This is a genomic window from Amycolatopsis nalaikhensis, assembly GCF_030264295.1.
GTDB lineage: Bacteria > Actinomycetota > Actinomycetes > Mycobacteriales > Pseudonocardiaceae > Amycolatopsis > Amycolatopsis nalaikhensis.
Map to the genome: position 1 here is coordinate 5,806,687 of NZ_CP127173.1, position 22,282 is coordinate 5,828,968.

Annotated in this window: 19 protein-coding genes; 8 read left to right on the forward strand and 11 right to left on the reverse strand. The window is 67.2% G+C overall.

The window, feature by feature from the left end; translation table 11 throughout:
- Positions 1–512 precede the first annotated feature (512 nt).
- Positions 513–2,801 (forward strand): ATP-binding protein, encoded by a 2,289-nt coding sequence (locus tag QP939_RS28495; RefSeq protein WP_285449288.1) that lies wholly within the window; start codon positions 513–515, stop codon positions 2,799–2,801.
- Positions 2,802–3,016: 215 nt separating this feature from the next.
- On the opposite strand, the gene QP939_RS28500 is transcribed toward QP939_RS28495, so the two are convergent.
- The gene (locus QP939_RS28500) at positions 3,017–4,246 is read right to left on the reverse strand and encodes a hypothetical protein (RefSeq protein WP_285449289.1); all 1,230 of its coding nucleotides are present in this window, start codon (positions 4,244–4,246) and stop codon (positions 3,017–3,019) included.
- 220 nt (positions 4,247–4,466) lie between these two features.
- Between QP939_RS28500 and QP939_RS28505 the strand changes: the two genes are divergently transcribed.
- Positions 4,467–7,520, forward strand: a complete 3,054-nt coding sequence (locus tag QP939_RS28505; RefSeq protein ID WP_285449290.1) for an AfsR/SARP family transcriptional regulator — start codon at positions 4,467–4,469, stop codon at positions 7,518–7,520.
- 96 nt (positions 7,521–7,616) lie between these two features.
- Here the strand turns inward: QP939_RS28505 and QP939_RS28510 are convergent, their stop codons facing one another.
- From QP939_RS28510 to QP939_RS28545, 8 genes are all read right to left on the reverse strand, one after another.
- Complete coding sequence (locus QP939_RS28510) at positions 7,617–7,835, reverse strand: hypothetical protein (RefSeq protein ID WP_285449291.1); 219 nt, start codon at positions 7,833–7,835, stop codon at positions 7,617–7,619.
- A gap of 103 nt (positions 7,836–7,938) precedes the next feature.
- On the reverse strand, positions 7,939–8,676 hold the full coding sequence (locus QP939_RS28515) for a hypothetical protein (protein WP_285449292.1): 738 nt from the start codon (positions 8,674–8,676) through the stop codon (positions 7,939–7,941).
- A 38-nt stretch (positions 8,677–8,714) separates the two neighbouring features.
- The gene (locus tag QP939_RS28520) at positions 8,715–9,008 is read right to left on the reverse strand and encodes a hypothetical protein (RefSeq protein ID WP_285449293.1); all 294 of its coding nucleotides are present in this window, start codon (positions 9,006–9,008) and stop codon (positions 8,715–8,717) included.
- Between the two features lie 776 nt (positions 9,009–9,784).
- Positions 9,785–10,180 (reverse strand): helix-turn-helix domain-containing protein, encoded by a 396-nt coding sequence (locus QP939_RS28525; RefSeq protein ID WP_285449294.1) that lies wholly within the window; start codon positions 10,178–10,180, stop codon positions 9,785–9,787.
- A gap of 1,006 nt (positions 10,181–11,186) precedes the next feature.
- Positions 11,187–11,954, reverse strand: coding sequence for a Scr1 family TA system antitoxin-like transcriptional regulator (locus QP939_RS28530; RefSeq protein ID WP_285449295.1), 768 nt, complete (start codon positions 11,952–11,954; stop codon positions 11,187–11,189).
- 273 nt (positions 11,955–12,227) lie between these two features.
- The gene (locus QP939_RS28535) at positions 12,228–13,115 is read right to left on the reverse strand and encodes an SAM-dependent methyltransferase (protein WP_285449296.1); all 888 of its coding nucleotides are present in this window, start codon (positions 13,113–13,115) and stop codon (positions 12,228–12,230) included.
- 73 nt (positions 13,116–13,188) lie between these two features.
- Positions 13,189–13,443, reverse strand: coding sequence for a hypothetical protein (locus QP939_RS28540; protein WP_285449297.1), 255 nt, complete (start codon positions 13,441–13,443; stop codon positions 13,189–13,191).
- Entirely contained in the window at positions 13,440–13,703 is a 264-nt protein-coding gene (locus QP939_RS28545) for a hypothetical protein (RefSeq protein ID WP_285449298.1), read from the reverse strand. The genes QP939_RS28540 and QP939_RS28545 overlap by 4 nt, the downstream gene beginning before the upstream one ends.
- Before the next feature lie 137 nt (positions 13,704–13,840).
- Here QP939_RS28545 and QP939_RS28550 point away from each other — a divergent pair, with 137 nt between their 5' ends.
- Positions 13,841–15,157, forward strand: coding sequence for an NsdA family TPR-like regulatory protein (locus tag QP939_RS28550; RefSeq protein ID WP_285449299.1), 1,317 nt, complete (start codon positions 13,841–13,843; stop codon positions 15,155–15,157).
- A gap of 13 nt (positions 15,158–15,170) precedes the next feature.
- Positions 15,171–16,055 carry a phosphotransferase family protein gene (locus tag QP939_RS28555; protein WP_285449300.1) on the forward strand — a complete coding sequence of 295 codons (885 nt, stop codon included), beginning with the start codon at positions 15,171–15,173 and terminating at the stop codon, positions 16,053–16,055.
- A gap of 90 nt (positions 16,056–16,145) precedes the next feature.
- On the opposite strand, the gene QP939_RS28560 is transcribed toward QP939_RS28555, so the two are convergent.
- Both QP939_RS28560 and QP939_RS28565 read right to left on the reverse strand, forming a co-directional pair.
- On the reverse strand, positions 16,146–16,517 hold the full coding sequence (locus QP939_RS28560) for a hypothetical protein (RefSeq protein WP_285449301.1): 372 nt from the start codon (positions 16,515–16,517) through the stop codon (positions 16,146–16,148).
- 13 nt (positions 16,518–16,530) lie between these two features.
- Positions 16,531–18,009 carry an NsdA family TPR-like regulatory protein gene (locus tag QP939_RS28565; protein ID WP_285449302.1) on the reverse strand — a complete coding sequence of 493 codons (1,479 nt, stop codon included), beginning with the start codon at positions 18,007–18,009 and terminating at the stop codon, positions 16,531–16,533.
- A gap of 821 nt (positions 18,010–18,830) precedes the next feature.
- On the opposite strand from QP939_RS28565, the gene QP939_RS28570 reads away from it, so the two are divergent.
- The 4 genes from QP939_RS28570 (at position 18,831) to QP939_RS28585 (ending at position 22,262) form a co-directional block, all read left to right on the forward strand.
- Positions 18,831–19,649, forward strand: a complete 819-nt coding sequence (locus tag QP939_RS28570) for a DNA glycosylase family protein (RefSeq protein WP_285449303.1) — start codon at positions 18,831–18,833, stop codon at positions 19,647–19,649.
- Positions 19,627–21,090, forward strand: a complete 1,464-nt coding sequence (locus tag QP939_RS28575; protein WP_285449304.1) for a B12-binding domain-containing radical SAM protein — start codon at positions 19,627–19,629, stop codon at positions 21,088–21,090. Before QP939_RS28570 ends, QP939_RS28575 begins: the two co-directional genes overlap by 23 nt.
- Complete coding sequence (tmk, locus tag QP939_RS28580; protein WP_285449305.1) at positions 21,087–21,728, forward strand: dTMP kinase; 642 nt, start codon at positions 21,087–21,089, stop codon at positions 21,726–21,728. The genes QP939_RS28575 and tmk overlap by 4 nt, the downstream gene beginning before the upstream one ends.
- Before the next feature lie 72 nt (positions 21,729–21,800).
- The gene (locus QP939_RS28585) at positions 21,801–22,262 is read left to right on the forward strand and encodes an NUDIX hydrolase (RefSeq protein WP_285449306.1); all 462 of its coding nucleotides are present in this window, start codon (positions 21,801–21,803) and stop codon (positions 22,260–22,262) included.
- Positions 22,263–22,282: the final 20 nt, after the last annotated feature.

A 22,282-nucleotide genomic window follows, 5' to 3' on the forward strand; every position in this document is an offset into this window, starting at 1 on the left:
CGCACGCGGACCTGGTCGTCGTCCCGGCTCGTGCCGTTGATGGTCGCCGTGGGCCGCGATTCATGCGGTGACGGACGAGAGACGACGGGTCATCTGGGCGGCTGCCGGCGCTGAGCGGCGGTACCTCTTCGTGGCCCCTCGCCGGTGTGAGTGGCCATGGGGTTGGGTTCGCAGCTAGGCCCGTGGTTTGTGACGAATGTCGCCGTTGAAGGTTTCGGTTCTGGTGCGTGCCCCGGTCCGGGCTTTTCGCATGTCAGGGTGGGGCACGTGTGGTGGAAAGTGCCGTGTGTTGCTGCTGCTTTCGGTGAAAGCCTCGTCGTGGCGGTGTCGCTGTGGAGGTCGGCAGGGTAGACAGGGAAGTTCGAGGATTGCGGGGTTCTCGGATGGCTGGTCATGGCGTCGAGTGCTGTGATCAGTCTGCGGGTGAACGTGATCGCTACGGAGCTGGTGGGCGCGGGCTGCGCTGATGGTGGGCGGGCGTACCACTTGCTTCGCGGTGTAGGGGGTGGATCATGCCCGTTGACGGGCTTGACGGCGCGCGTGATGTGCACTGGGGCGTTGCGTATGGCAGCCGGATCTCGTCGATGGCCGAGCTTGGCGCTCAACGTGGGCTGGCTGGCGGGGGCGCCGGTTCTGCCATGTCGGTCCCCCGCCAGCTTCCGCCGACGCCGGCGCACTTCACCAGCCGTGCGGGTGAGCTGGAGGCACTGGACGGGATCGCGGATGCGGGGGATGAGGAGTCCGGGGCGGCGGCGCAGGTAGCGGTGGTGGTTGGCCCTGGGGGCGTGGGAAAAACGGCGTTGGCTGTCACGTGGTCAGTGCGCAATGCGCGACGGTTTCCGGATGGGCAGCTGTATGCGGACATGCGCGGGTTTTCGCCGGAGTCAGCTGCGGCGCCGCAGGAGGCGCTGGCGGCGTTTCTGCGGGCATTGGGCGTGGCCCCTGAGCGTGTGCCGGTCGAGCTGGCCGAACAGGTGACTCTGTTTCGGACGGTGACGGCGGGGCGGCGGCTTCTGGTCGTGGCGGACAACGCGGCGTCGGCTGCGCAGGTGCGGCCGCTGGTGCCGGCGTCCTCGGGATGCATGGTGGTGGTGACGAGCCGGCTACGTCTGGATGGGTTGTTTTCCGAAGGCGCGCGGTTCGTGGAGTTGGATCCATTGCCGCACGCGCATGCGGTGGAGCTGCTGACGCGGGCAGTGGGGCAGCCGCGGGTGGCGGACCAGCGGCAGGACGTGGTCGAGCTGGTGCGGTTGTGCGGGCGGCTACCGATCGCGTTGCGTGTTGCGGGCGCGCGATTGGCGTCGCGGCCACGATGGTCGGTGGCGCGGGTCGTCGCCGAGCTGAGTGATGAACGTTCCCGGTTGAAGCGCCTTTCCGCTGACGGTGACACGTTGGTGGCCACAACCTTCGATTGGTCCTATCAGGCTTTGCCAGAGCATGTGGCGCGGCTGTATCGGCTGATGAGCGTGTGTCCGGGGCCGGATTTCGGGACGGAGGCAGTTGCTGCTGTCGGCCAGTCGACTCTCGATCAAGCGGTCGAGGCTGTGCAGGTGTTGGTGGATGCAAGCCTGCTGGAGGAGCTCGAGCTCGATCGGTATCGCTTCCATGATCTGGTTCGGCTGCACGGACGGGCGCAACCGGATCAGGAGCGGTATGAGGTCTTGCCGCGGATCGGGCAGTGGTTCCTACGAGAGATGACGCGCGCGAACATGGTGGTGATCCCGCTTCGGTGGCGGGTCAGCCCGGTCGCCGAGCAGCTGCAGGGCAAGCCGGCGCGATTCGCCTCCGGTGCTGCGGCCCTGCAGTGGCTGGCAGGGGAGTTGCCGAACGTGTTGGCGGTACTGGAGGACGCGGTCGCGGACCACCATGATGAGCTGGCTTGGCAGCTGTGTGAAGCGCTGTGGGAGCTGATGCTTTACCGCAAGCTCTACCCCGAGTGGCTGCGATCGCACGAACTGGGCATCGTGGCGGCGCAGCGCTGCGGCAATCGGGTGGCCGAGTCGCGGCTGCGCCACCAGCTGGGGCGCGCTCACCTGGACCTTGGACAGCTCGAGCCGGCCCAGGAGCAGACACGGCGGGCAGTGGAGCTGGCCCGGGAAGCCAACGATGTGCGCAATGAATCCGCGGCACTGCAGCAATTGGGGATGGTGTCCCAGGCCCGCGGTGACATCGACGCGGCGGTGGCGCTGTTCGCCGCGAGTTTGCGGCTGGAGCAAGAGCTCGGTATCGATCGGGGGGTGGCGTTGCGGCACCGCCGGATCGGGCTGGCTTTGCTGCAGGCCGGTCGTGACATCGACGCCGCTCGGCATCTGGAAGCGGCCGCACAGCTGTTCACGGATATCGGCGACGAGAAGAGTGAGGCGCAGGTGGCGCTGGGCCTGGCCCGGATCGACGCGCGATCCGGGCGTCCCGAGGTAGCGTTGCGGCGACTGAACCAGGCTCGCCGGGTGCTGGGTGGGTCAGGGTCGGCGGTGTATGAGGCGGACGTGCTGATGGCGCTGGCTGAGGTCGCCGAAGGTGACCGTGAACGCGAGACGGCCCGCGGCTACCTCGCCGAGGCAGTCCAGCTGCTGAGGGAGGTCGGTGGTGCCGCGTTCGAGCGGGCACGGGTGGCGCTGGATGCATTCGATGCGGCTGATAGCGGCGAGGGTCCGCAGCCGTCGTCCGGTGATCAGCCACAGGTAGGCGCCGACCGCGGCGAGCTCGACGTGACCGCCGGGGAGAACGGTGATGTCGCCGGTGTGATCGCCGAGCAGAAGCTGTGTGGTGATGGGCGCGGCGGCGAGGGTGAGGCCGGGTAGCTGGTCGAACCTGGCGGCCACGGTCGACCGGCCGTCGGCCCGGCTTGGCGACGGCTGAGCGATGAGGACGTCGGCGAGTACCCGGCTCGTGTAGGGGCTGCCGTCATGGCCAGTGAGCAGTGTGCCGTGGTGACGGCCGCGGCTATAGCACCAGCGGGTCAGAGCCGGACGGGGCGCGCCGGTGGTGGCGCAGGCGGCGATCCGGGCGTCGGTGATCATGGCGTTACCGGCTCGGGCAGAGGCACCGGGGAAGCCGGCACGGCGCGAGCGGGCTCGGGGATGCCGAGCATCCGGTACATGCTGCGGCGCAGGATGTGTCCGGCACGGCCGGGCCGGGAGGTCAGCAGTCCGCGGATGAGAGCGGTCAGGCCGATCGTGTCGCGAGCGTTGACGGCGGTGCGCAGCTGCGGCTCGAGAGGCTGATCAAGCCGCCAGCGGGGTGCGTGCTCGGCCAGCACCGCGGTCGGACTGCCCGGCAGCAACGGCCGGTCGGGGGTCTCGGCGAGCAGGATCGACGCGCCGGTGGCGGCGCCGTAGCCGGTGACGGAGCCGTAGTCACCGACGACGTAGTCGGCGGCGACCAGGGCGGCTCGCCATCCCTCGTCGGGCGGGATGAGGATGAGGCCGGCGCGCAGAGCGTCAGCGAGCCAGGACCGCAGCTGCCAGGGACTGTGGTGGGACCAGATCTGCGGGTGCAGCGCGGCGACGACACGGTAGCGGTCGCGAGGAAGTTCGGTGACGATCTGGTCGAACATGTCCTGGTGACGGCCGAAGGCCGACCGCGGGGACCAGGTGGAGGTGGCCAACACGACCTGCTGGTCGCCGGTGGCGCCGAGGGCGCGCCGGTAGTGGTCGCGGTAGGGGAGGCTGGCGGTGAGGCGGTCGAGGACGATGTCGCCGGCCACGACCGCGGCAGGCAGCGCGGGCGGGCACACGTCGGCGAGCAGGGTGTATTCGCGGTCGTGGACCAGCACGATCGCGTCGGCGCGTAGGCGACCTTCGCGGATGAGCTGATCGGGTCCGAGGTTGGTGCGCAGCTGGGGCGGCTGGTCGAAGGTGGTGCCGGGCGGGCTGCCGTTGCGGTATTGGCCGAATCCCCCGCCGTGGGGGACGAGCAGCGTCGGTGCGGCGAGCTGGTCGAGCCCGGTGACGCTGCCGGCGAGGACCAGGTCGATGTCGCTGCGGCGGGCTTGGGCCCAGGGGAGCACGGTCGCGCCGCGGGCGTGGAGGAAGTCCTGGGTGGCTTGCCAGGTGTCGTCGCCGAGGGGGTTGGTGAACACGACCTGGATCCGATGGTCGGCCTCCAGCAGGGGCAGCAGGTCCAGCAGGCGTGTGCCGGCGACGATGTGGGGTACGAGCACGAGTACGGATTTCGTGCCGCGGCGGGTGGTGAAGTGCTGATCGGCGGGGTCGATCGGGCTGCGTATCCAGCTGGCGTCGGCCATCTCGTGGTCCTCCCTGGTGTCCTGTATCTGTCCAGAGCGTCAGGTGAGGGATTGAGAAAATGCTTTCGGCCTGCTGATTTGCTCCTTGACAATTGATCAACATAGGTTGTCAAGGTGGCGTCTTCGGGCTCGTGAGCTGGTTGTTTATCGTCGGAAATGTGAAAATGGGGGAACTGGAGAGGGTGTGCGCACTGAGGTGCGTCGCGGGGAGGGGGCTCGTGTGGAAATCGGGTTCGGAATTCTCGGGCAGACGGCCTTGCTTATGCACGGGAATGTGGTCGTGAATGCGGCCAGTCCCCGGCTGCTTCAGGTCCTGGCGGCTCTGCTGACCGCGCCGGGCAGACGTATTCCGGTGTCGGGGATGGTCGAGTGGGTGTGGTCGGAGCAGGAGAAGGCGCCGCTGGATCCGCTGGCGACGTTGCACCAGTACGGGCTGCGGCTGCGGCAGCTGTTCGCGGAGAAGGGCATCCCGGCGGGCGTGGGTGTCAGCAAGGCCGGCTGCATGCTTCAGGTGGATCCGGCGTCGATCGACTACCGGCAGTTACAGGCGATGATGGCGCGGGCACGGACCTACGCCGACCGCGGTGATCACGATCGCGCGCACGTGGAGGCATTGGCGGCGCTGCGGCTGTGCCGGGATGAGCCGTTGGTGGATCTGCGGACGGCGCGGGCCGATCAGTGGCGGACGCGGTGGGCTCGCAATGACTGGGTTCCGGCGAACGCGTTCGTGGCGGCGCAGCAGCTGCTGCTGGGTCAGGCGGAGCTGGCTGTGGCGCGGCTGGAGGAGGTCGATGGTGCGCATCCGATGGAGCTGAGCCTGGCGACCTTGCGGGTGCGTGCGCTGCTGGCGGCCGGCCGCGGCTTGGACGCGACCGAATATTTCCGGCGGATGCGCGCAGAATTCCAGCGGTGCGGTGATTTCGGTGCCGCTGATGAGTTGCTTGCGGTGTACAACGAGGCGATCAAACCGGGCTCGCGCTCGGCGTTTCCGGCGCCCGCTCGCGCGGGGGCTACGGTGGCGCCGGATGTGAGCACGGAGGTGAGCGGGCGGGGGCCGGGTGAGATGGGGCCGGTGCGGCACCTGCCGCCGGATGCCGAGACCGTCGTTGGCCGTGAGGGAACTGTTGCCGAGTTGGATGCGTTCACCACGGACTCGGCCGGGCAGTCGCGGCCGGTGGTGGTGATGGTGACCGGTGCGCCTGGGGCTGGGAAGTCGACGGTGGTGGTGCGGTGGGCGCATCGGGCGGCTGGGCGGTACCCGCAGGGAGTGGTACTGCTGGACTTGCGTGGTGATGGCCAGACGGCGGGGATGACGGCTGCCGATGTCGTGGAGACGTTGCTGGAGCTGCTGGATGTGGCGGTCGATCAGATCGTGTCTCCGGTGGCGCGGGCGGCTCGGCTGACGCGGCTGCTGCGGGGGCGGCGGCTGCTGGTCGTGTTGGACAATGTGGCCCGCACGGAACAGGTGGCGCCGCTGTTGCCGGTGCTGGTGGGGTGCACTGTCGTGTTGGTGACCCGGCAGCGGCTGTCGACGTTGCTGGCGGCGCACACGATCCCGGTGGTGACGGTGGGACCGTTGTCGCAGGAGGCGGCGCAGGCGCTGCTGCAGCGGCGGGTGGGGTTGCGGGCGCAGCAGGACCGTGAGGGCGCGGCGAGGCTGATGCGGCTGTGCCAGGGCCACGCGCTGGCCTTGACGTTGGTGGCCAACCGTGCGGCAGCGCGGGCCGGGATGCGGTTGGTCACCTTGGCCGAGGCGCTGCGGGACGCGGACATGCTGCTGGACCTCGGCGACGATGGTGACTGGCCGGGCCGGAGCTTGCGCTCGGCGTTCACCCTGTCGTATCAGAGTCTCGGTGCCGCGGAACAGCGGGTGTTCGCGTTGCTGGGATTGCATCCGGGGATCGAGATGTCGAGCGAGGCGATCGCGGCGGCGGACGGGCGCGGCCTGTCGGCGGTGCGGCGTTCCCTGGATGTGCTTGTGGCTGCGCACCTGATCGAGCACCCCGGCGACATGGACCGGTACCGGATGCTTGACCTGCTGCAGATGTATGCGCGGTCGCTGGCCGCGCAGCTGCCGGACTTTGTGGTGGTGCGGCGCCGGATGCTGGAGTTTTACCTGCTGTCCGCGTTCCGGGGGCATGAGCTGGTGTTCCCTGGACGTGATCGGCCGGCTCTGCCTGCGATCAGCGACGGTATCGCGCCGACGGTGTTCGCGACGGCGGCTGCGGCGCGGCAGTGGTTTTTGCGGGAACGCGCGACGCTGACCGCTGTTGTGGCCGTGGCGGCGCGGGCGGGGTTGAACGACCTGGTGTTCGTGCTGCCGTCGTTGACCGCGGATGTGTTCGACCAGTACGGCCATTACCACGACATCATCTCGGGGTTCGGGATCGCGGCGTCGACGGCGGCGGAGGTCGGCAACGGCTATGCCGAGGCGTCCGCTTTGAACGACCTGGGCCAGGTGCTGCTTTTGATGGGGCAGGATACTCAGGCGGAGCAGTACCTCACTATGGCGCTGCGGCTGGTGGACGAGCATGACATCGGGATCGGCCGGGTGACTGTGCTGATGAATTTGGCTCGCCGCCATCTGCATGCCGGGCGCACGGAGCAGGCCGTGGAGATGTCGGGGGAGGCGCTGCGGGCGGCGCGGTCGTTGGGGGAGCCGGAACGATGCGCAGCGGCGTTGCATCGGCATGCCGATGCACTGCTCGAGCAGGGTGGGCACCAGCTGGAAGCGCTGGATCTGTATCGGGAGGCGCTGGCGGTGCGGGAACGGATCAATGACGTCCCCGGGCGCATCCTGACCCATATCGCGCTGGGGGACCTGTTGCGGCGGCTGGAGCGGTTCGACGATGCCGAAGAACAGTGCCGCAGGGCTGCGGCGTTGGCCGATCGCAGTCAACATCTGCCTGCGGTGATGAAGCTGAACACGGTGCTGGCTCGGTTGCGGCATGCGCAAGGTGACGATCGGTTGGCGTTGCAGCACGCGCATCGCGCGGTGGAGTTGGCGGATCGGACGGCGCATGCAACAGGTCGTGGCCGTGCGCTGGACACCCTCGCCGAAATCCTGCTCGGGACGGGCAACATCGATGATGCGCGGGTGTTGTGGGAGCGGGCGGCGCAGCTATTCCGGGATCGGGAACGGTTGGGGCAGGCGGCGCGGATCGAGGCGGTGTTGTCGGAACTAGATGCTGGGTGGGTTCCGCTGGCGCGGGAGGGGGAGCGAGACACGGTAGCGATTCCGTCGCCGCGTGTGGGTGGTTTGGGAGACGTTTAGCCGCGGGCGGTGGCGGACGGGTGTGGTGTGCGGTGCCTCGGGAGCGTGGCTGTCTTTGCTGGGCGCGTGCTACACGGTCGGCTGATCGCCGCGCCGCTAAACGAGTGGAGATCGTCCGTCGCCCATCTTCCGCAGCCCCATGACGGCACCGTTCGTATCCATGAAGATCACTCCGCCCCACTCCTCAACGACGTCTTCGTGGCGTTCGTGCCACTGTGCGCTCAGGTCGGGCAGCATGTGGTGACGGCCCTTGAGGTCAGGCTCGCCGCTGAGGAGTTCGTGGAGCACATGAGGAATTCCGGAGAAGACCTCCATCCGTTGCGACTGCAGTCGGAACACGTGGTCGGTGCCGACTAGGCGCATGCCGGCCAGTTCTACTCCAGTGTCGAAGTCGACGTGATTGGGCCCGGTCTCGTGTTCACTCCCGAGCCTGAATCGCTGGCGTGGGGTCAGGAGACTGCCAGCGGTGTCCCGATCCCCGGCAAACGCCAACAGCCCGGCGCTCGCGGTCCGGGCAAGCACCCCGGGCGAACCACTCCGACCGTTCGGCAGTGATGTAGAACCCCGGACGGCTGTCGCGCTCCGCTTCGTCGCTAGGCACAGGGATTCCGGGAAACTCGTGGTACTGCTGGACAGGCCCGTTGAGATCTGGCTCGTGGTCGTCTTCATCGCCGGTGAGGGCGAGGGTGCCATCGCCGGGAGGGTCGAGGATCCTCATCTGGACGCCGCCGGTGTCGTTGAGAGAGGTGGACATCATTAAGCCGGGCGGCGTCTCGTCTCCTTGGTCGCGGTTTCCGAACACGACAGCGTTGACTTGCGCGGCCGCCTTGGCCAGCTGCTTGTGCTGGGCGTCAGCGGATCCGTGGGACCCTTTGCACTCCACAGTGATCACGCGTGCCGGTGAGCCGTCCCGGAAGCCAAACAGGAAGTAGTCGGGGCGAAGTCTGGTGTTCGGTTTGGTCTTCACCTCATTGCCGCGTAGCGCCCAGCCTGCCTCGAGCGCGACATCGGCGTCCACGATCTCGAACCGGTAGTCCGGGTGACGTTGCTGTGCGATCCGGAGCGCGGCGGCTAGTGCGAAGGCGATGCCCAGGTCTTCGGCTTGCACGGACCGTCGGTGGTAGCGCGGGTCCTTGCCGCTGTCCGAGAGTTCCATTCGACCGTCACTGTTTCGCTGAAGTGACGTGATGTACTTCAGGCAGCCCAGTGCTGCGCCAACGCTCGTGAGGACCCGTGCCCGGACAGCACAGTTGCGCGCCCGAGCAGATGCAGCAGCTCCCACGGCATGATGCGCATGTTGCCGCCGTGCTCGCTTCTCGGCACAGGAACCAGCCGAGGCTTGATCTGGTCGACTTCCTGGTCGTTCTCACGCCGGTCGTCAGCAAGCTTCAACGCCTTGCGCTGGACCTTGCCCACGAGGTGGTCGCTCGACTCGATGGCCACATCGGCCAGCTCGAACAGCTTCCTGATCGCTTCATCGGCATCCATCGAATGTGCTCCTCCCCATGACACCACCTCAACGCATGGGCAGGGCCGTGTCAGCCATCTAACGAGTGGATCCGCGGCCACATTGCGATTTCTACCGGGGTGGCACCGTTTCTTCGGTGCTGCGGCCGTGGGTGTCCTGCGTTCGAACCTTCGTCGGTCACGTAGCGATGTGGGCGTGGGGTCCGGTATGCCGTGCGAGTTTCTGCCGGGGGTTGGTGGAGCAGCGTCCCGTGTCGGGCCACTGGTGCGGCGTGCCGCCCGGATGGCGCGCGATCACGAACAGCAAAGCGCAATGAACGGAATTGCCGGTTGCGCCATGCGGGGACCTACTACGGCTGTTGGTGTGCAAGGGAAGTCTCATAGAGTGGCGGTACCGCCAGCTAGTCACACAGAAACACACACTTCAGAGTGAACGCCTACCACGATGGCGTGATGATCGTTCGGCTCGGTAACGACCGGGGTGTTCTGACGGGTGGGCTATGCCCCGTAATCGGTAGACCAACCCCGCCTGCGGGACGGGTTCGGGGTGCCGCTACCGTCTGCCTCGCTCGAAAAATGCGAGGCCTTGTACGCCCCGCTGTCCCCCCACCCGAGGTGATGAGTGAAGCGTTTCCGGTTGCTGGTGATCTTGCTGACGGCTGTGATCGTGACTGTCTTGACGAACGCGCAAGCGCTTGCGATGGCCCTGCCGGCTCACTGGCGCTACTACTGAGCGGTCCGGGGTGTCCGGCATCGTCGGGCACCCCGCCCTCGACCTCGGTTGCCCGTGTTCCGGTTCACGGGTCGGTGCTTCTGGTATCGTCCTCGGCCTCTTTGGCGGGCCGTCCGCGCGGGCGGATCGGGATGCCGTCCTCGGTCAGCATGCGTCTGGTGACGGCGCGGCTGAATCCGAATTTCCTTCCGGTTTCGGTAAGTGATTTGCCACTGGTGTACATTTCGGCCATGCCGGGCGGGGCGGATGGCTCGACCGTTCGGGCGGCGCGAAACGTCACGCCTTGGGCTTTGAGAACATTGCGCAGGATCCGGTAGCTGCCGTCGAAGTCCTCCAGGATGGAGAGCAAGGTCTCGCCAGCCTCATAGCGGCGTTTGAGTTCCGCGGCTTCCGCGGCCGGTACGTCCTGGGTGCGCCGCGTTCGTCTGCGGGGCAGACGGTGGCCCCCGGCCTCATTCACGAGATCATCGCCGCCCCGAACAGCTGATCTGGTACTACGGCGCAGAGCTTGCGCTCGGCGTCGTTCGTGAGGTGCACGTTCAGGCAAGTGGATGGATTGCCGATGTGCATACCGCCAGGTAGGTGTACTGGTTCGCGGGTGTGGCCGAGGTATGCGTTTGTCCTGGTCATGGCGTTTTGGTCCCGGTCAGTGTCATGTGTTGTTGATTACGTGCAGGGAGTCGCTGTTGTCGGCGCGGTTGCTTCTTCAAGGCGACGACGGTGGCTTGTGGTGGTGACGACGCCATATGGGTGAGTCGGCGTTGCTGATGTTGTGTCTGTCGTGATCGCCGTGCGACGAGGGTTGTCATCGGGCAGCGCCGTGCGGCCGATTTCTGCGGTGCTCCTGCAGCACGGCCGGCACGGCCGGCTCGGCTCAGGCTGAAGTCGGCGCAGCTTGCGAGGGTGTCGCGGCTGGCAACGGGGGCCGTGGCGTGCCGGTGCGGCATCGCAACGGCGAGAACTGTCTTGCCGGGCCTGTGCTGGGCCGCTCGTGCGATGCGGGCGAGAACATCGATAGCACTCTTGGCGGGGAGGCTCAGGGCTGCGATGAAGGCCGGGTTTGTCCGCGCGCCTGGGTGGATTCTCGAGCGGACGTGGGTGGTCAGCGCAGAGCGCGAAGTCCGTCGAGAACTCGCTGTATCAGTTCTTGTGGTGGGGGGTCCAGGTCGCTCCTGGCCGACGGTAGTCCAGCATCGGATTGTCCCACGGGGGACTGCGGCGGCGACGTGGATGGCGAAGTTCGCCTGCGGTGGTGGTCGACGATCTGGAGCCCGGTCGCGATCGCGACCGGGGCTGCCATCGTGGTGAGCACGACCGTAGTGGACACGGTCACGTCGGACGGGCCGGCCGGGAGTCGGCGGAATAGGCTCTGGTGCGCACATCGTCCCTCTCGTGTTGGGTTCTTCTTGGTCGGTCGCCGGCCTGAGGGGTGTTGTGCCGCCTCTTGATCGCCTGACCAGGCCAGGTCAGGGCCAAGGCTCTTCCCTGATTCCGCTTCGGAGCCAGTCGGCGATCTTCGCGTAGTCCTTGACCGATTCTTCGTTGGTGAGAAACGCTGTGCCCTGACCATGTTTTACTGCGACGGCGAAGGCGGTGTCGCGGTGGTTCTTGTAGAGGGTGAAAGGTTCGACCAGGCCAGGCGGGCAGAAGGACGTCGGAACGAGGGCAACGGAAATGCGTATCAGCTTGGACACTGTCGCCAGCTCCTCGATCTGCTCGCAGATCACGTCCATTGGCCAGTTGGCGGTTGATGTCGCTGTTTCGCCGATGAGGAACGTAAACAGTGGTTCGGACTTGTCGGTCCAGATCCGGGCCGGAGCTGGGACGAGTGCGGCCGTAGCGGTGTCAGGATGGGGCAGGCTAGTTTCTTGGATGGCGCGAGAGTAGTTGGAGGACCGCAGCCCTCGGGGGAACAACGTCGGAGACCACTCAAAGACCTCCTTGGACAACCTTTCGAACCCTGAACGCAGGATGTGCTCATAGCTTCCGGCGGGATCGAAGAAGTCCGGTTTGTCGGCGCACTTCGCAAGGTTGACGAGGCGGTTCATGGTTTCTGCCGTGACTCCGATAGTTCCCAGTAGAAAGGCCAGTATCGTGACATCGTGTCGGCGGTCCCCAGTTTCGAGCCCTGACAGTTTCGCGGCGGAGATACCCGCTTTCTTGGCTACGCGGCGGAGGCTGATGCCGCTGTCTTCGCGGAGTGTGCGGAGTGCATGGGCGATCGCGATGGTCACCGGTCGTGTTGCTTCGGGCTGCACGGTGTGGGCCGTTCCGTTCTTGTGTCGTTTGTTCTTGTCGCCGCCGGAGCTGCGCGGTGACGCTGAGGTCGTTCGCCGGGGCTTTCGGGGCCGCTGCTGCGGCCCGAAAGCCCCGGCTTGTGGCTGGCCAGTTTGTGCGGGCCCGGCCGGCCGAGCCAGCCGCGTCGCCACGACCAGCTCCCCGGACGCGCCCGGCCAGACAGCAACGGTGGTTGGCTGACCGGCCGTGCGCGTCCGGGTTCTCGCCGCTCAGGGAGGTGAGCGACGAGGTCCTTCGGTGGGCGAGTCATCGGGAGGCGAGATCCGGCTGATGGCTGCGACCACGAGGGACGCGGTGCCGACGGGAGTGGTGGGACCGTCTGGCCACCAGGCGTCCGCCTGGACGATGCCGGGCGGCAGGAGCTCGGTGCCCTTGATCATGGTTTCGATGTTGTCGCGGGTGGCGACGGCGCCGCGGCCGAGGGCGCTGCTGCGCAGGCGGTCCTCGAAGGCGAGTGCCAGGGGCGTTTGCTCGGGGGTTTCGGGGTCGAACAGGTGGGTCAAGGCCAGGAACGAGCCGGTTGGCAGCTGCGCGATGTGGGCTTGCACGACGTTCGCGACGTCGGCGCGGGTTCCTCCGTGGTAGGACAGGATCCCGCCGAGGAGCATCCCGATCGGGCGGTTGTGGTTGACGGTGCGGTCTTCACGCAGGTCGGACCACATTTCATCCGGGCTGAGCGGGTCGGTTTGGGTGACGTGGATGCTGTCGGCGCGGTGCTCGGCGACGGCGCGCAGGACGGCTGCGACGAGGGGATCGTGCTCGACGTAGGTGACGGCTGCGGTGGTGTTCGCACGGCGGATGACGCGGTGGAGGTCGTCGTTGCGGGGGCCGGGGAGTGGTGCGCCGGCGACGATGAGTTGCTGGACGTGGCCGGCGAGGTAGCGCGCCATGCGCAGGTGGGCGGCGTGTTCGGAGGTGTAGACGTAGCCGATCTCGGGTATGGCGGCCTCGAGGTGGCGGCGGGTGTCCAGCTCGATGTCGTGGGCGTCCTGGCTGAAGAGGAAGGCGTCGTAGAGGTAGGGCAGGCTTGCCCTGGTCGGGTCGGCTCCGACGGGTCGACGCCAGGTCGGCACCGTGGCGGGTGCGCGAGTGGGCATGATGCACGCTTTCTGCGGTGGTGCGTGGGGTGTTGTGCCGAGTTCGGCTAGGACGACTGAACGACGGCGGTGATCAACGCCGGAGTCGGTCTTGCTCGAGTGGAATGCCCTGTTCGCGGCGGTAGGTCGAGTCGCACCGTGGACACATGTGCGGTACGCCGCGGGCGCGGCGGTCGACCAGGGGCTGGAACTCGGCCGGTGCTTCCTCTCCGCAGAGCATGGTGATGATCTGCCCGGGCGCGGGGATGCAGGTGAGCCGCGTGCGGTGCCAGTGGCCGTTGACCACGGGGCGGAGCAGGGCCGGGTCGAGGTAGATCAGCGCGCTCATGACAGGTCGAGCTCGCGAGTGGTCTGTGCGTCGCGCAGGGCGACCGTGAGGGCGTCGCCGAGCTGGCTGCACACGCAGGCAGCCTGCACGGCAACATGCGCGGGATTGCCGTGGGTAAGGCGTTGGGTGCCGCCGTCTACGACGCCGGCGTCATGGTCGATCACAGCGGCATCGTGATTGCGCCTTAATGAAGCCATCAAGGTGAGCAGAGCTGAAACTGCCCAAGTTGACGGTGGCTGCAGGGTCGCGGTCGTCGCCATGACCTAAGCGTCGATCAAACGGCGCTGTGGCAAGAGGGCATTCTGGGGGGCGTTTGGCGACACCCAGGGGCATTCTGGCCGCGTTCCTGCTGGTCATCGAAGTACACTCAACCTCGTGCGCCAGGGAGGAGGCAGGAGTGGGCATACCGAACGCGAAGCTGCGCGCCAAGCGTGAAGCGACACCGTCGCGTGCGAAATCCGGTGAAAGCATGTCTCGATCCGAGCTTGCCGAAGCCGTTAACCTGTACCTCTGGCGAGCCAGGAAGCAGCGGTACAGCTTAGACGCCGACGCGATCAAGCGGTACGAAAGCGGCAAGGTGGGTTGGCCGGGCGACGCGTACCGGGAGGGGTTGCGTGCAGTACTTGATGCAGCGACCGACGCAGAACTAGGTTTCCACCCTACCCGCCGGGGGAGAACCCCCGCGGTACAGACGATGACCTCACCGAGCGCCCCTCAGGGTCTTCCTGGCATGGTGGACTTGGGAGGAAGCCCTGCTGACTACCTGGCACATACGTTAGTCGAGACTCCGGTGCCGAGGCAGATCGGTTGGACTGACGTCAATCACGTGCGAGCTACGACTCGCGCTATGGCGATGTCGGAAAACCGCTTCGGCGGCGGATTGTCGTGCGAGGCCGCGATAGCACAACTTCGGTGGGCAGGTCGATTGATCGGCGCGCAAGCCGCCGAAGAAGTGCGGTGCGCCATGTTCGAGTCGGTGGGAAACCTCAGCAGCGTTGTTGCGTATTCGGCATTCGATATTGCAAATTATGAGGCGGCCGACCGCTGTTTTAACTTTGCACTCTGGTGTGCTGATCAAGGGAAATCCTGGGCCTTGCGCGCCAACACTCTTGCGGAAATGTCACGCAAGTCGGCGTACCTTGGCAACTTCGACGAAGCCTTATCGCTCATCGAATTAGCGCAGGTCAGGTCCGATCGCGTGTCGAGCACTGCCCGCGCCATGTTGTGCGCGATCCGCGCTCGTCTGCTCGCCGTGAGTGGTCGTCACAACGAGGCCATCTCCGAGGTGCAGCGCGCTGATACACATTTCGCCGACCGTGATCCATCGTCCGAGCCGCCCTGGTTGTGCTACTACGACGAAGCTGAACACCTGGGGAGCACCGGAAAGGCACTTGCACCGGTTGCTCGCGCCCAGAAGAACATCCAGTTAGCCGCCGCTCGCTTGGAAAGCGCCATCCGCTTACAGGGCGCGGAGTACCCGCGATCCCGCACGTTCTCGCGGATACGGCTCGCCGCACTTATAATGTCTGCTGGCGATCCGCGTGAAGCCGTATCAATCGGGCGGCAGGCGGTCGCTGATGCAGTTACCTTGCGCTCTCAACGAATCGCTACGGAACTCAATGGCCTGGGGGCTGCCTTGGAGAAGCACCTACGCATCGGAGATGTCGCCGAGTTACGGCAGGACATCGCGTTGCTGGCGCCGTCCGGCACCTGAGACGATCACTACCGTGACGACGAATCGAATAGCCGCCGAAGACGTCCTCGTGGAAGCTGCCCGTACTGCCGGCGTCGACCCCGGTGGGGCTGAGTTGATCCGAGACGGCTCCAACGTCATGTACCGACTCCGCAGTGGGGTGGTTGCGCGAATCGGTCGGCCTGGGACGCAGGAGGTAGCCGAACGCGAGGTTCTCGTGTCCCGATGGCTCAGCCAGTCCGGGCTGTCGGTAGTGCAGGCTGTGGACGATCTATCGCAGGGCGTCGTCGTGGGAGACCGGCCGGTCACCTGGTGGAGATTGCTGCCTGCCCACCGGGCGGCCTCACCTGCCGAGTTGGGTGCGATCCTCCGTGTCTTCCATGAGTTGCCGGCTCCAACCGAGCCCAAGTTGCCGATGTATGACCCGTTCGCCCACCTAGACCAGCGCATCGTCGAAGCTCGCAGCGTGGGTGGCGACGACCGTGATTGGCTGCTTAGCCACGTCGCGAACTTGCGGCGACGCTACAGCGACTTAAGCTGTGGACGACGATTTGTGATCCATGGCGACGCGTGGCAAGGCAACGTTGCTGTGCCCGACTCAGGCCCGCCGATCGTGCTTGACCTCGAGATGGTGTCGCTTGGCCGTCGCGAGTGGGACTTGATCCAACTTGCCGTGGACTATACCGACTTTGCTCGAATCACGTCTGAGGAGTATGAGTCGTTCGTCAACGCATACGGCGGATACGACGTAACTGCAGCGGATGGCTACCGCACGTTCGCCGACATACAAGAGCTTCGGTGGGTCTGCTTCGCGCTCAGCAAGGCGAGCGCTCGTCCCGACGCCGAGGAGCAGGCGCGGCACAGGATCGCCTGTATACGCGGAGAGGTGCCTCGTCCCTGGTCCTGGGCAGCGATGTAAGCCAGATTATGTCCGCAACAGTGCGGGTCGGGTGCTCTGCGGGCGCGGTCGGTTTCGGCGGCGTGGTCCAGAGGAATTGTCTCGGGACCTTTACATCGGATTCCTACTTGACCGCTCGATTTGCTCGAAAATGTCCGTATCCGTGTTCTTCTGCCAATCCGGCAGGTCGTCCCAGTCGGCGACGTAGGCAGGTTTTGGGTCGGGTATGTGCTTGTAGATCTGGCCGGTCCAGCACAGGCTGACGAATCGACCCTTCTGTTCACGGGTCAGCTTGGCTGCTGCGCCAGCTGTTACCTGGATGAAGGCCGCCACTTGGTCGTAGACCGCGGCGGCGCTTTGGCGTTCCCAGTCGGGGGTCTCCTCCCAGGGGGCGATGTAGCTGGGCTTTGGTTCGCCGGGGTAGTGCTTGGTGACGCCGGCGATCCAGGCTTCGCGGAAGATGCGGCCGTGCTCTTCGGACAACGAGGACTCCCTCTCAGGCGGGGACGGGTTTGAGGCGGCTGATTTCCTGCTCCAGGTGGTGGACATGCGTGTCGGTGCGGAATGGAGCCAGTTGCGGGCGGAGCGCGGCGAGTTTGCGGCCTACGTACCCGGCTGATCCGGTCTGCCGCGCGACATCGAGGGCGGCGTTGCCGTAGGTGATGAGTTGGTGGGTGTCGCGTCGCTGGACGCCGATCGTGGCCAGGTCGGTCAGGACGCTGCCCCTCCGCCTCGGAGAGAGGTCTTGATCGAGGGCGCGCGTCAAGGTGGCCTCGGCTAGGTCCGGGCGTCCGAGCTCGACGTAACAGGCGCCTCGCTCTTCGGCCAGGCGGGAACCTTCGAAGCGCAGCCAGCCGCTGGTGTGCACCGGCCCGTCGAGCTTCATGACTTCCTCGGCCTCGGCGAGCGCGCGCTCGCAGGCGGTCAGGTCGCCGAGACCGGCGTGGGTTTGTGCCTGGACGGCGGCTACCCAGTGCCGCGTCGAGAGTCGCGAGTTCCCGCGGCGGGCCACCGTGGCGGCCCCTGCGAGGAGCGGTGCTGCTTGTTCGAACTGGCGCTCGTAGACGCCGATGAAGGCGTGCCGTGTCATCGCGCAGGCCCACAAGTCGTAGGCGTTGGCTTCCTTGGCGGCGCTGGCGGCGAGGGCGTAGCACTGGGCGGCGTCGGTGTACTGGTCGCCGTCGAAGAAGATTTCGCCGCTGAGCTGGAAGAGGTCGGCTGTCGCCGTGCATAGCTTTTGCCGCACGGCAGAGGTCTGCGGATGTTGGAGTGCGGCCTTGAGGATGCCGAGCTGCGTGCGCACGGCGGGCAGGGCCGCCTGTTTGGACTGGGCGCGGGAGAACGCCTGCCATAGTTGAGCGTTCAACCGTTCGTGCTCGGCGGCGGCGACCAGATCGGTCCGTCCGGTTGCGGCTGCGTGCTCGAGGCGCTCCAGATCGATCTGCTCGTCGAGACCGGGGACGGCCAGAAGTGCCCCTGTCATGGAGATCAGCCGCAGGAGCTCACGGCGGTTCATGGCGTCCACCGGCCGTGCCGGTTGCGCGGTCGCAGTCGGCGGAGCCTCGGCACTGCGGCCGTTCCGGGGTGCACCTGGAATGGTGAACCACAGCAGAGCGGCGGGAATTCGGAGAACACGCGCCCACTGTATGAGCTTCGCGAGATCTTGGGGCGGCGCGCCGGTCTCGATGCGGCTGAGCTGCGTCTGGTTGAGGCCAACCCAGCCAGCCACGACCGTCTGCGGCAGCAGGTGCCCGTGCCAAGGATTCCGCCGGTAGGCGTGGATGACGCGGCCCATGTGCCGGGCGGCGAACGCGTCCTGCAGTTCGTCGGTGTCCCAGAAGCTCGGCGGCACCTCTGGTGCGCTGACCAGGGTGTTCAGTGACCTCCGGCGGCACGGGCCGCACAGGGATGCGGGGTTGTCCTGGGCCAGGCGCGCACCACAACGGCAGTAGCGGGCGGTGCGGGAAACGCTCATCTCGCGAGGCCTCGGCGTGGGTCGGCTGACTGTCGGTATGACTGCGATCACTGTATGCGCTCCGCCGCATGCAGGCTATGCATTGGATGCATACCCGTCAGTCGGGTCTCGTCATGATCTTCTTCCGCGCCGTGGATCAGGCTGGATTGCAGGTACCCCGGCGGCCGGTCGCACCGCTCCACCAGGCGACGCCGGACGTCTCCTCGCGGCACGGTCCCGCTTCGCCCGTGTCGACGCGGTCCCGGCCGCCGGGGTGCCCCCAGAACCCACGAGGAAACGGGGATGACATGACGGCTCGCGTTCCCCACCACGCCCGGCGACGGCCACCGGCCCTGGTGGCCCGGTGCCGGCGCCGAGGGCAGCCGCTCGAGGGCGCGACCGACGCGCGGGCGCCGGAGCCTGTCCAGCTGTACTCGCTGATCACCCGGACCCTGCGGTCGCATGGTCCCGGCGCCCGCGGCTGCGACGAGTGCGGCCGCGCGTGGCCGTGTTCCCCGGCGATTCAGGCGTACCGGCTGCGCGAGGGTTTCTGATGCACCCGCGGACGTACCCGGACGGCGCTCACGCTCAGAACCAGCGAGGCTCTGAAGCGTTTCGGAGCCCGCCAATGCCTGCTCTCTACGAAGCCGCGGATGGCGTGTACCGGTGGTCGCCGTGACCGAGTTAGTGATCGTCTACGCGGGAGCCTTCGCCGCCACGATGGTGGTCTTGATGGTCGTCACGCTGCTCGCACACGTCGTGCGGGCACACCGACGTACCTGGGGCGAGAAGGCGCGATCACCTCCCGCGAGAATGTCAGGACTCCCTGAGAAAGGCCGAACGTGGCATATCCGATCATGATGTTCGACCACCCCGGATGGCTCCACGGACGCGACGGCCGGACACGACGCGTCCTGCGTTCGGCCAACGCGGTCTGGTCGGTGATCTGCTCGCCGGCGCCCGAGGGCGGTCACGCGGTCGACATGGTCCGCCTGGCCGGCGACGACAACGGCGCACCCATCGTCGACACCGTCGACCCGAAGATCCTGATCGGCGATGCGACCGTGTGCGGTCCGCTGCGAGCCGATGGCCCGATCGCGCGCGTCCGGACCTCGGACGTGTGGGAAGCGCTCGGCACCGCGATCACCCGGCAGGTGATCAAGGCCGCGACGGCGCGGGACAACTACCGCCGGTTCTGCGAGGCACACGGCCAGCGCTACGACACCGCGGCCGGTCCGGCGTGGTTGTTTCCCACTCCCGACGTGATCCTCGAGCTGCCTGACCAGTCGTTCGATGCGCTGCGCATGAGGTTCTTCCGGGGCGGTCTCCGCGCCGCGGCCGAAGCAGCTCTTACAGCGGCCGACGGCTGGGCCGAGATGACCGGCGAGCAGCTGGTCGACGCGGTGCAGAGCGTACGCCGGATCGGCCCGTGGACGGCCGGCGCCACGGTCGCCGACGTCACCAACGACTACAGCCTCTATCCGTTCGCCGACCTCGCCGTACGCACCTGGGCGCGCAAGCTCGCCCCCTCCGTGCACTGGCCCGAGACCGAACCCGAGTTCGGCCGGACCTGGCAGGCGATGGCCGGCACGCAGCTGTCCGAGTGGACACTGCTCACCCTCGCTTGGGGAGTTCGACATGCAATCGGAGTTGCCCTCTGACCTGATCGCCGGCGCCGACCTGACGCGCGGAATCGATGCCCTGTTCGTCAACGCGCCGTTGCGCGACTACGACGAGCGCCCGCGGGTGAACGACTTCACGTTGCCGGTGCTGGGCATGGCCTACATCGCCACCTACGCGGCGGCGCAGGGCTTCAACGTCGGCGTGTTCGACGCCGAGGCGCATGGGCTCGGCGTCGAACAGACCGCCCGCCTGGTGAACGCGGCCGCGCCGCGGTGGGCCGGATTCAACCTGCTGGCCCCGACCTACGAGATCAGTGCCCGAATCGCCGAACGTCTCGACCGCGGCATCATGCTCATGCTCGGCGGGCACCAGGCGAAAGCGATGCCCGCCGAGATCCTGCGCGACCAGCGGATGAGCCGGTGTGAAGCGCTGGTGATCGGTGAGGGCGAAACGCGGGTCGCCGCCCTGCTCGACGACCACCAAAGGCGGACCGAGCTGCCCGGCGTGATGTGGCTCGACCCAGTCACGCACACCCCGGTCACGGGCGAGACAGGTGCCGACAACAGGCACTACCTCGCACCGGACATCAACGGGTTGCCGTTTGTCGACCGTGGCTACCTGGCGCAAGACCCGCACTACGACGGCGGCCGGCTCGAGGCGAACCTGGTCGGCGCCCGCGGCTGCCCCTACGACTGCTCGTTCTGCGGCGCCGCGGTGTCGGCGAACCCCGACATCACCATCCGCATGCGTTCACCGCACAACATCCTCGACGAGATGGACCAGCTCCGCGGCGCGGGCGTGAGCGCCTTCCGGTTCGTCGACGACCTGTTCCTCGGCGTCCCACGCGTGATCACGACGATGATGACCGCGTTCACCGCCGACCACGTCGGCGACTGGGCACAGTGGGACGCCACCGGGCGAATCAACGTGCTGAACCGCACGAGCGACACCATGCTCGACACCCTCGCCGCGAACGGCCTGCGCGAGGTCGCGCTCGGTATCGAGTCCGGCAACGCGCGGATGCTCAAACGGATCGACAAGCGCATCACCCCGGACATGGCGCGGTCGGTGGTGCGCCGCCTCGCCGAGCGCGGGATCAACGTCAAGGGCTACTTCATCCTCGGGTTTCCGACCGAGACGTGCGCCGAGATCGACGACACCGTACGGCTCGTGCACGACCTGTGGGACATCACAGACCGCCTACCCGGCCGATTCCGTGCCTCGGCCTTCGAGTACCGCCCCTACCCCGGTACGCCCGACTGGAGCACCCTGATGACGTCCGGGAAGTACACCGCCGAGCAGCTGCTCAACTACAGCGCCGTGGACCTCACCGCCGGCGGCGTCGACGAATCGATGCGCGAACGCGACGAGTTCAACTTCTCCGTCAACATCCAGCTGAGCGAGGCACCGATCGACTACATCCGGCGCAACCTGGTCACGATCACCCGCGCGCAGTTCGACCGGAAGGCGGCCGCATGAGGCAACGGCCCCGCGGGCTGTTCGTCACCATCGACGGCCCGGCCGGAGTCGGCAAGACCACGACAACCCGGCTGCTGCGCGAGCACCTCGCCCAGCGCGGATACCAGGTGCACGCCACAACCCAGCCCTCGCGCGGCATGCTCGGCGACACCGCCCGGCACAACACCGACACCTATCGCGGGCACACGCTCGCCTGCCTGGTCGCCGCCGACCGGTACCACCACCTCGAAGTCGAGGTGCGGCCACAACTCGCCGCGGGGTCGATCGTCGTCTGCGACCGCTACGTCACCTCGTCCTACGTGCTGCAATGCATGGACGGCGTACCGCTGGCCTTCGTCGAGGCGATCAACGCCGCGGCCGACGTGCCCGACCTCGCCGTCATCTTGCAGGCACCGCCGGACGTGACGGCGGCCCGAGTCGCCACCCGGGGCGCGCACGACCGGTTCCACACCGGCGAGGAGAGCAGCCGACGGGAAAGCGAGCTGTACGAGCAGGCCGCGGAACGGCTCGCGCGGTGGCGGTATCCCGTGCTCGCCGTGGACACCGCCGGTGCCTCACCGCCGACGGTCGCGAGCTACCTCACGGACCGAATCGCCGAGTTAGCGGAGGGTCCCGACGCAGAGGTGGCCACGGCGTAGCCTGCCTGCGAGCCCGCCGGAGACGGCGGGCTCGCAGGTTCACCGCCCGCCACCCCTGAGGAACGTCACCGGATGCCCGAAGGCCAGCACACGATCATTGACGTGCACGTTCTGCTCGTTCGCGGCGCCGAGCTGCTTCTCACGCAGCGGCGAGGCACCTACGGCGGGGGAATGTGGCACCTTCCCTCCGGCAAACTCGACCCCGGCGAATCCTTGCCGGCCGGCGCGGCGCGCGAGGCTGCCGAAGAGATCGGCGTGCTCATCGATCCGGCCGACCTGCGGCACGTGCACACCCTGCACGTCGCCGGGTCCGGGCCGACGCCGCGGCTCGGTCTGTTCTTCGAGGCTTGCCGATGGTCCGGGGAGCCCTGCAACCGCGAGCCCGACAAGTGCTCAGCGGTCGAATGGTTCCCACTCGACAACCTGCCCGACGACGTGATCCCGTACCCGCTCGCCGGCATCCGCGCTTACCTCGACGGCGTCCCGTTCGGACTACTCGGCTGGGCCGAGCAACCGCACTCGATGCGGGTCTGACGGCTTACCTGGCAAGCGAA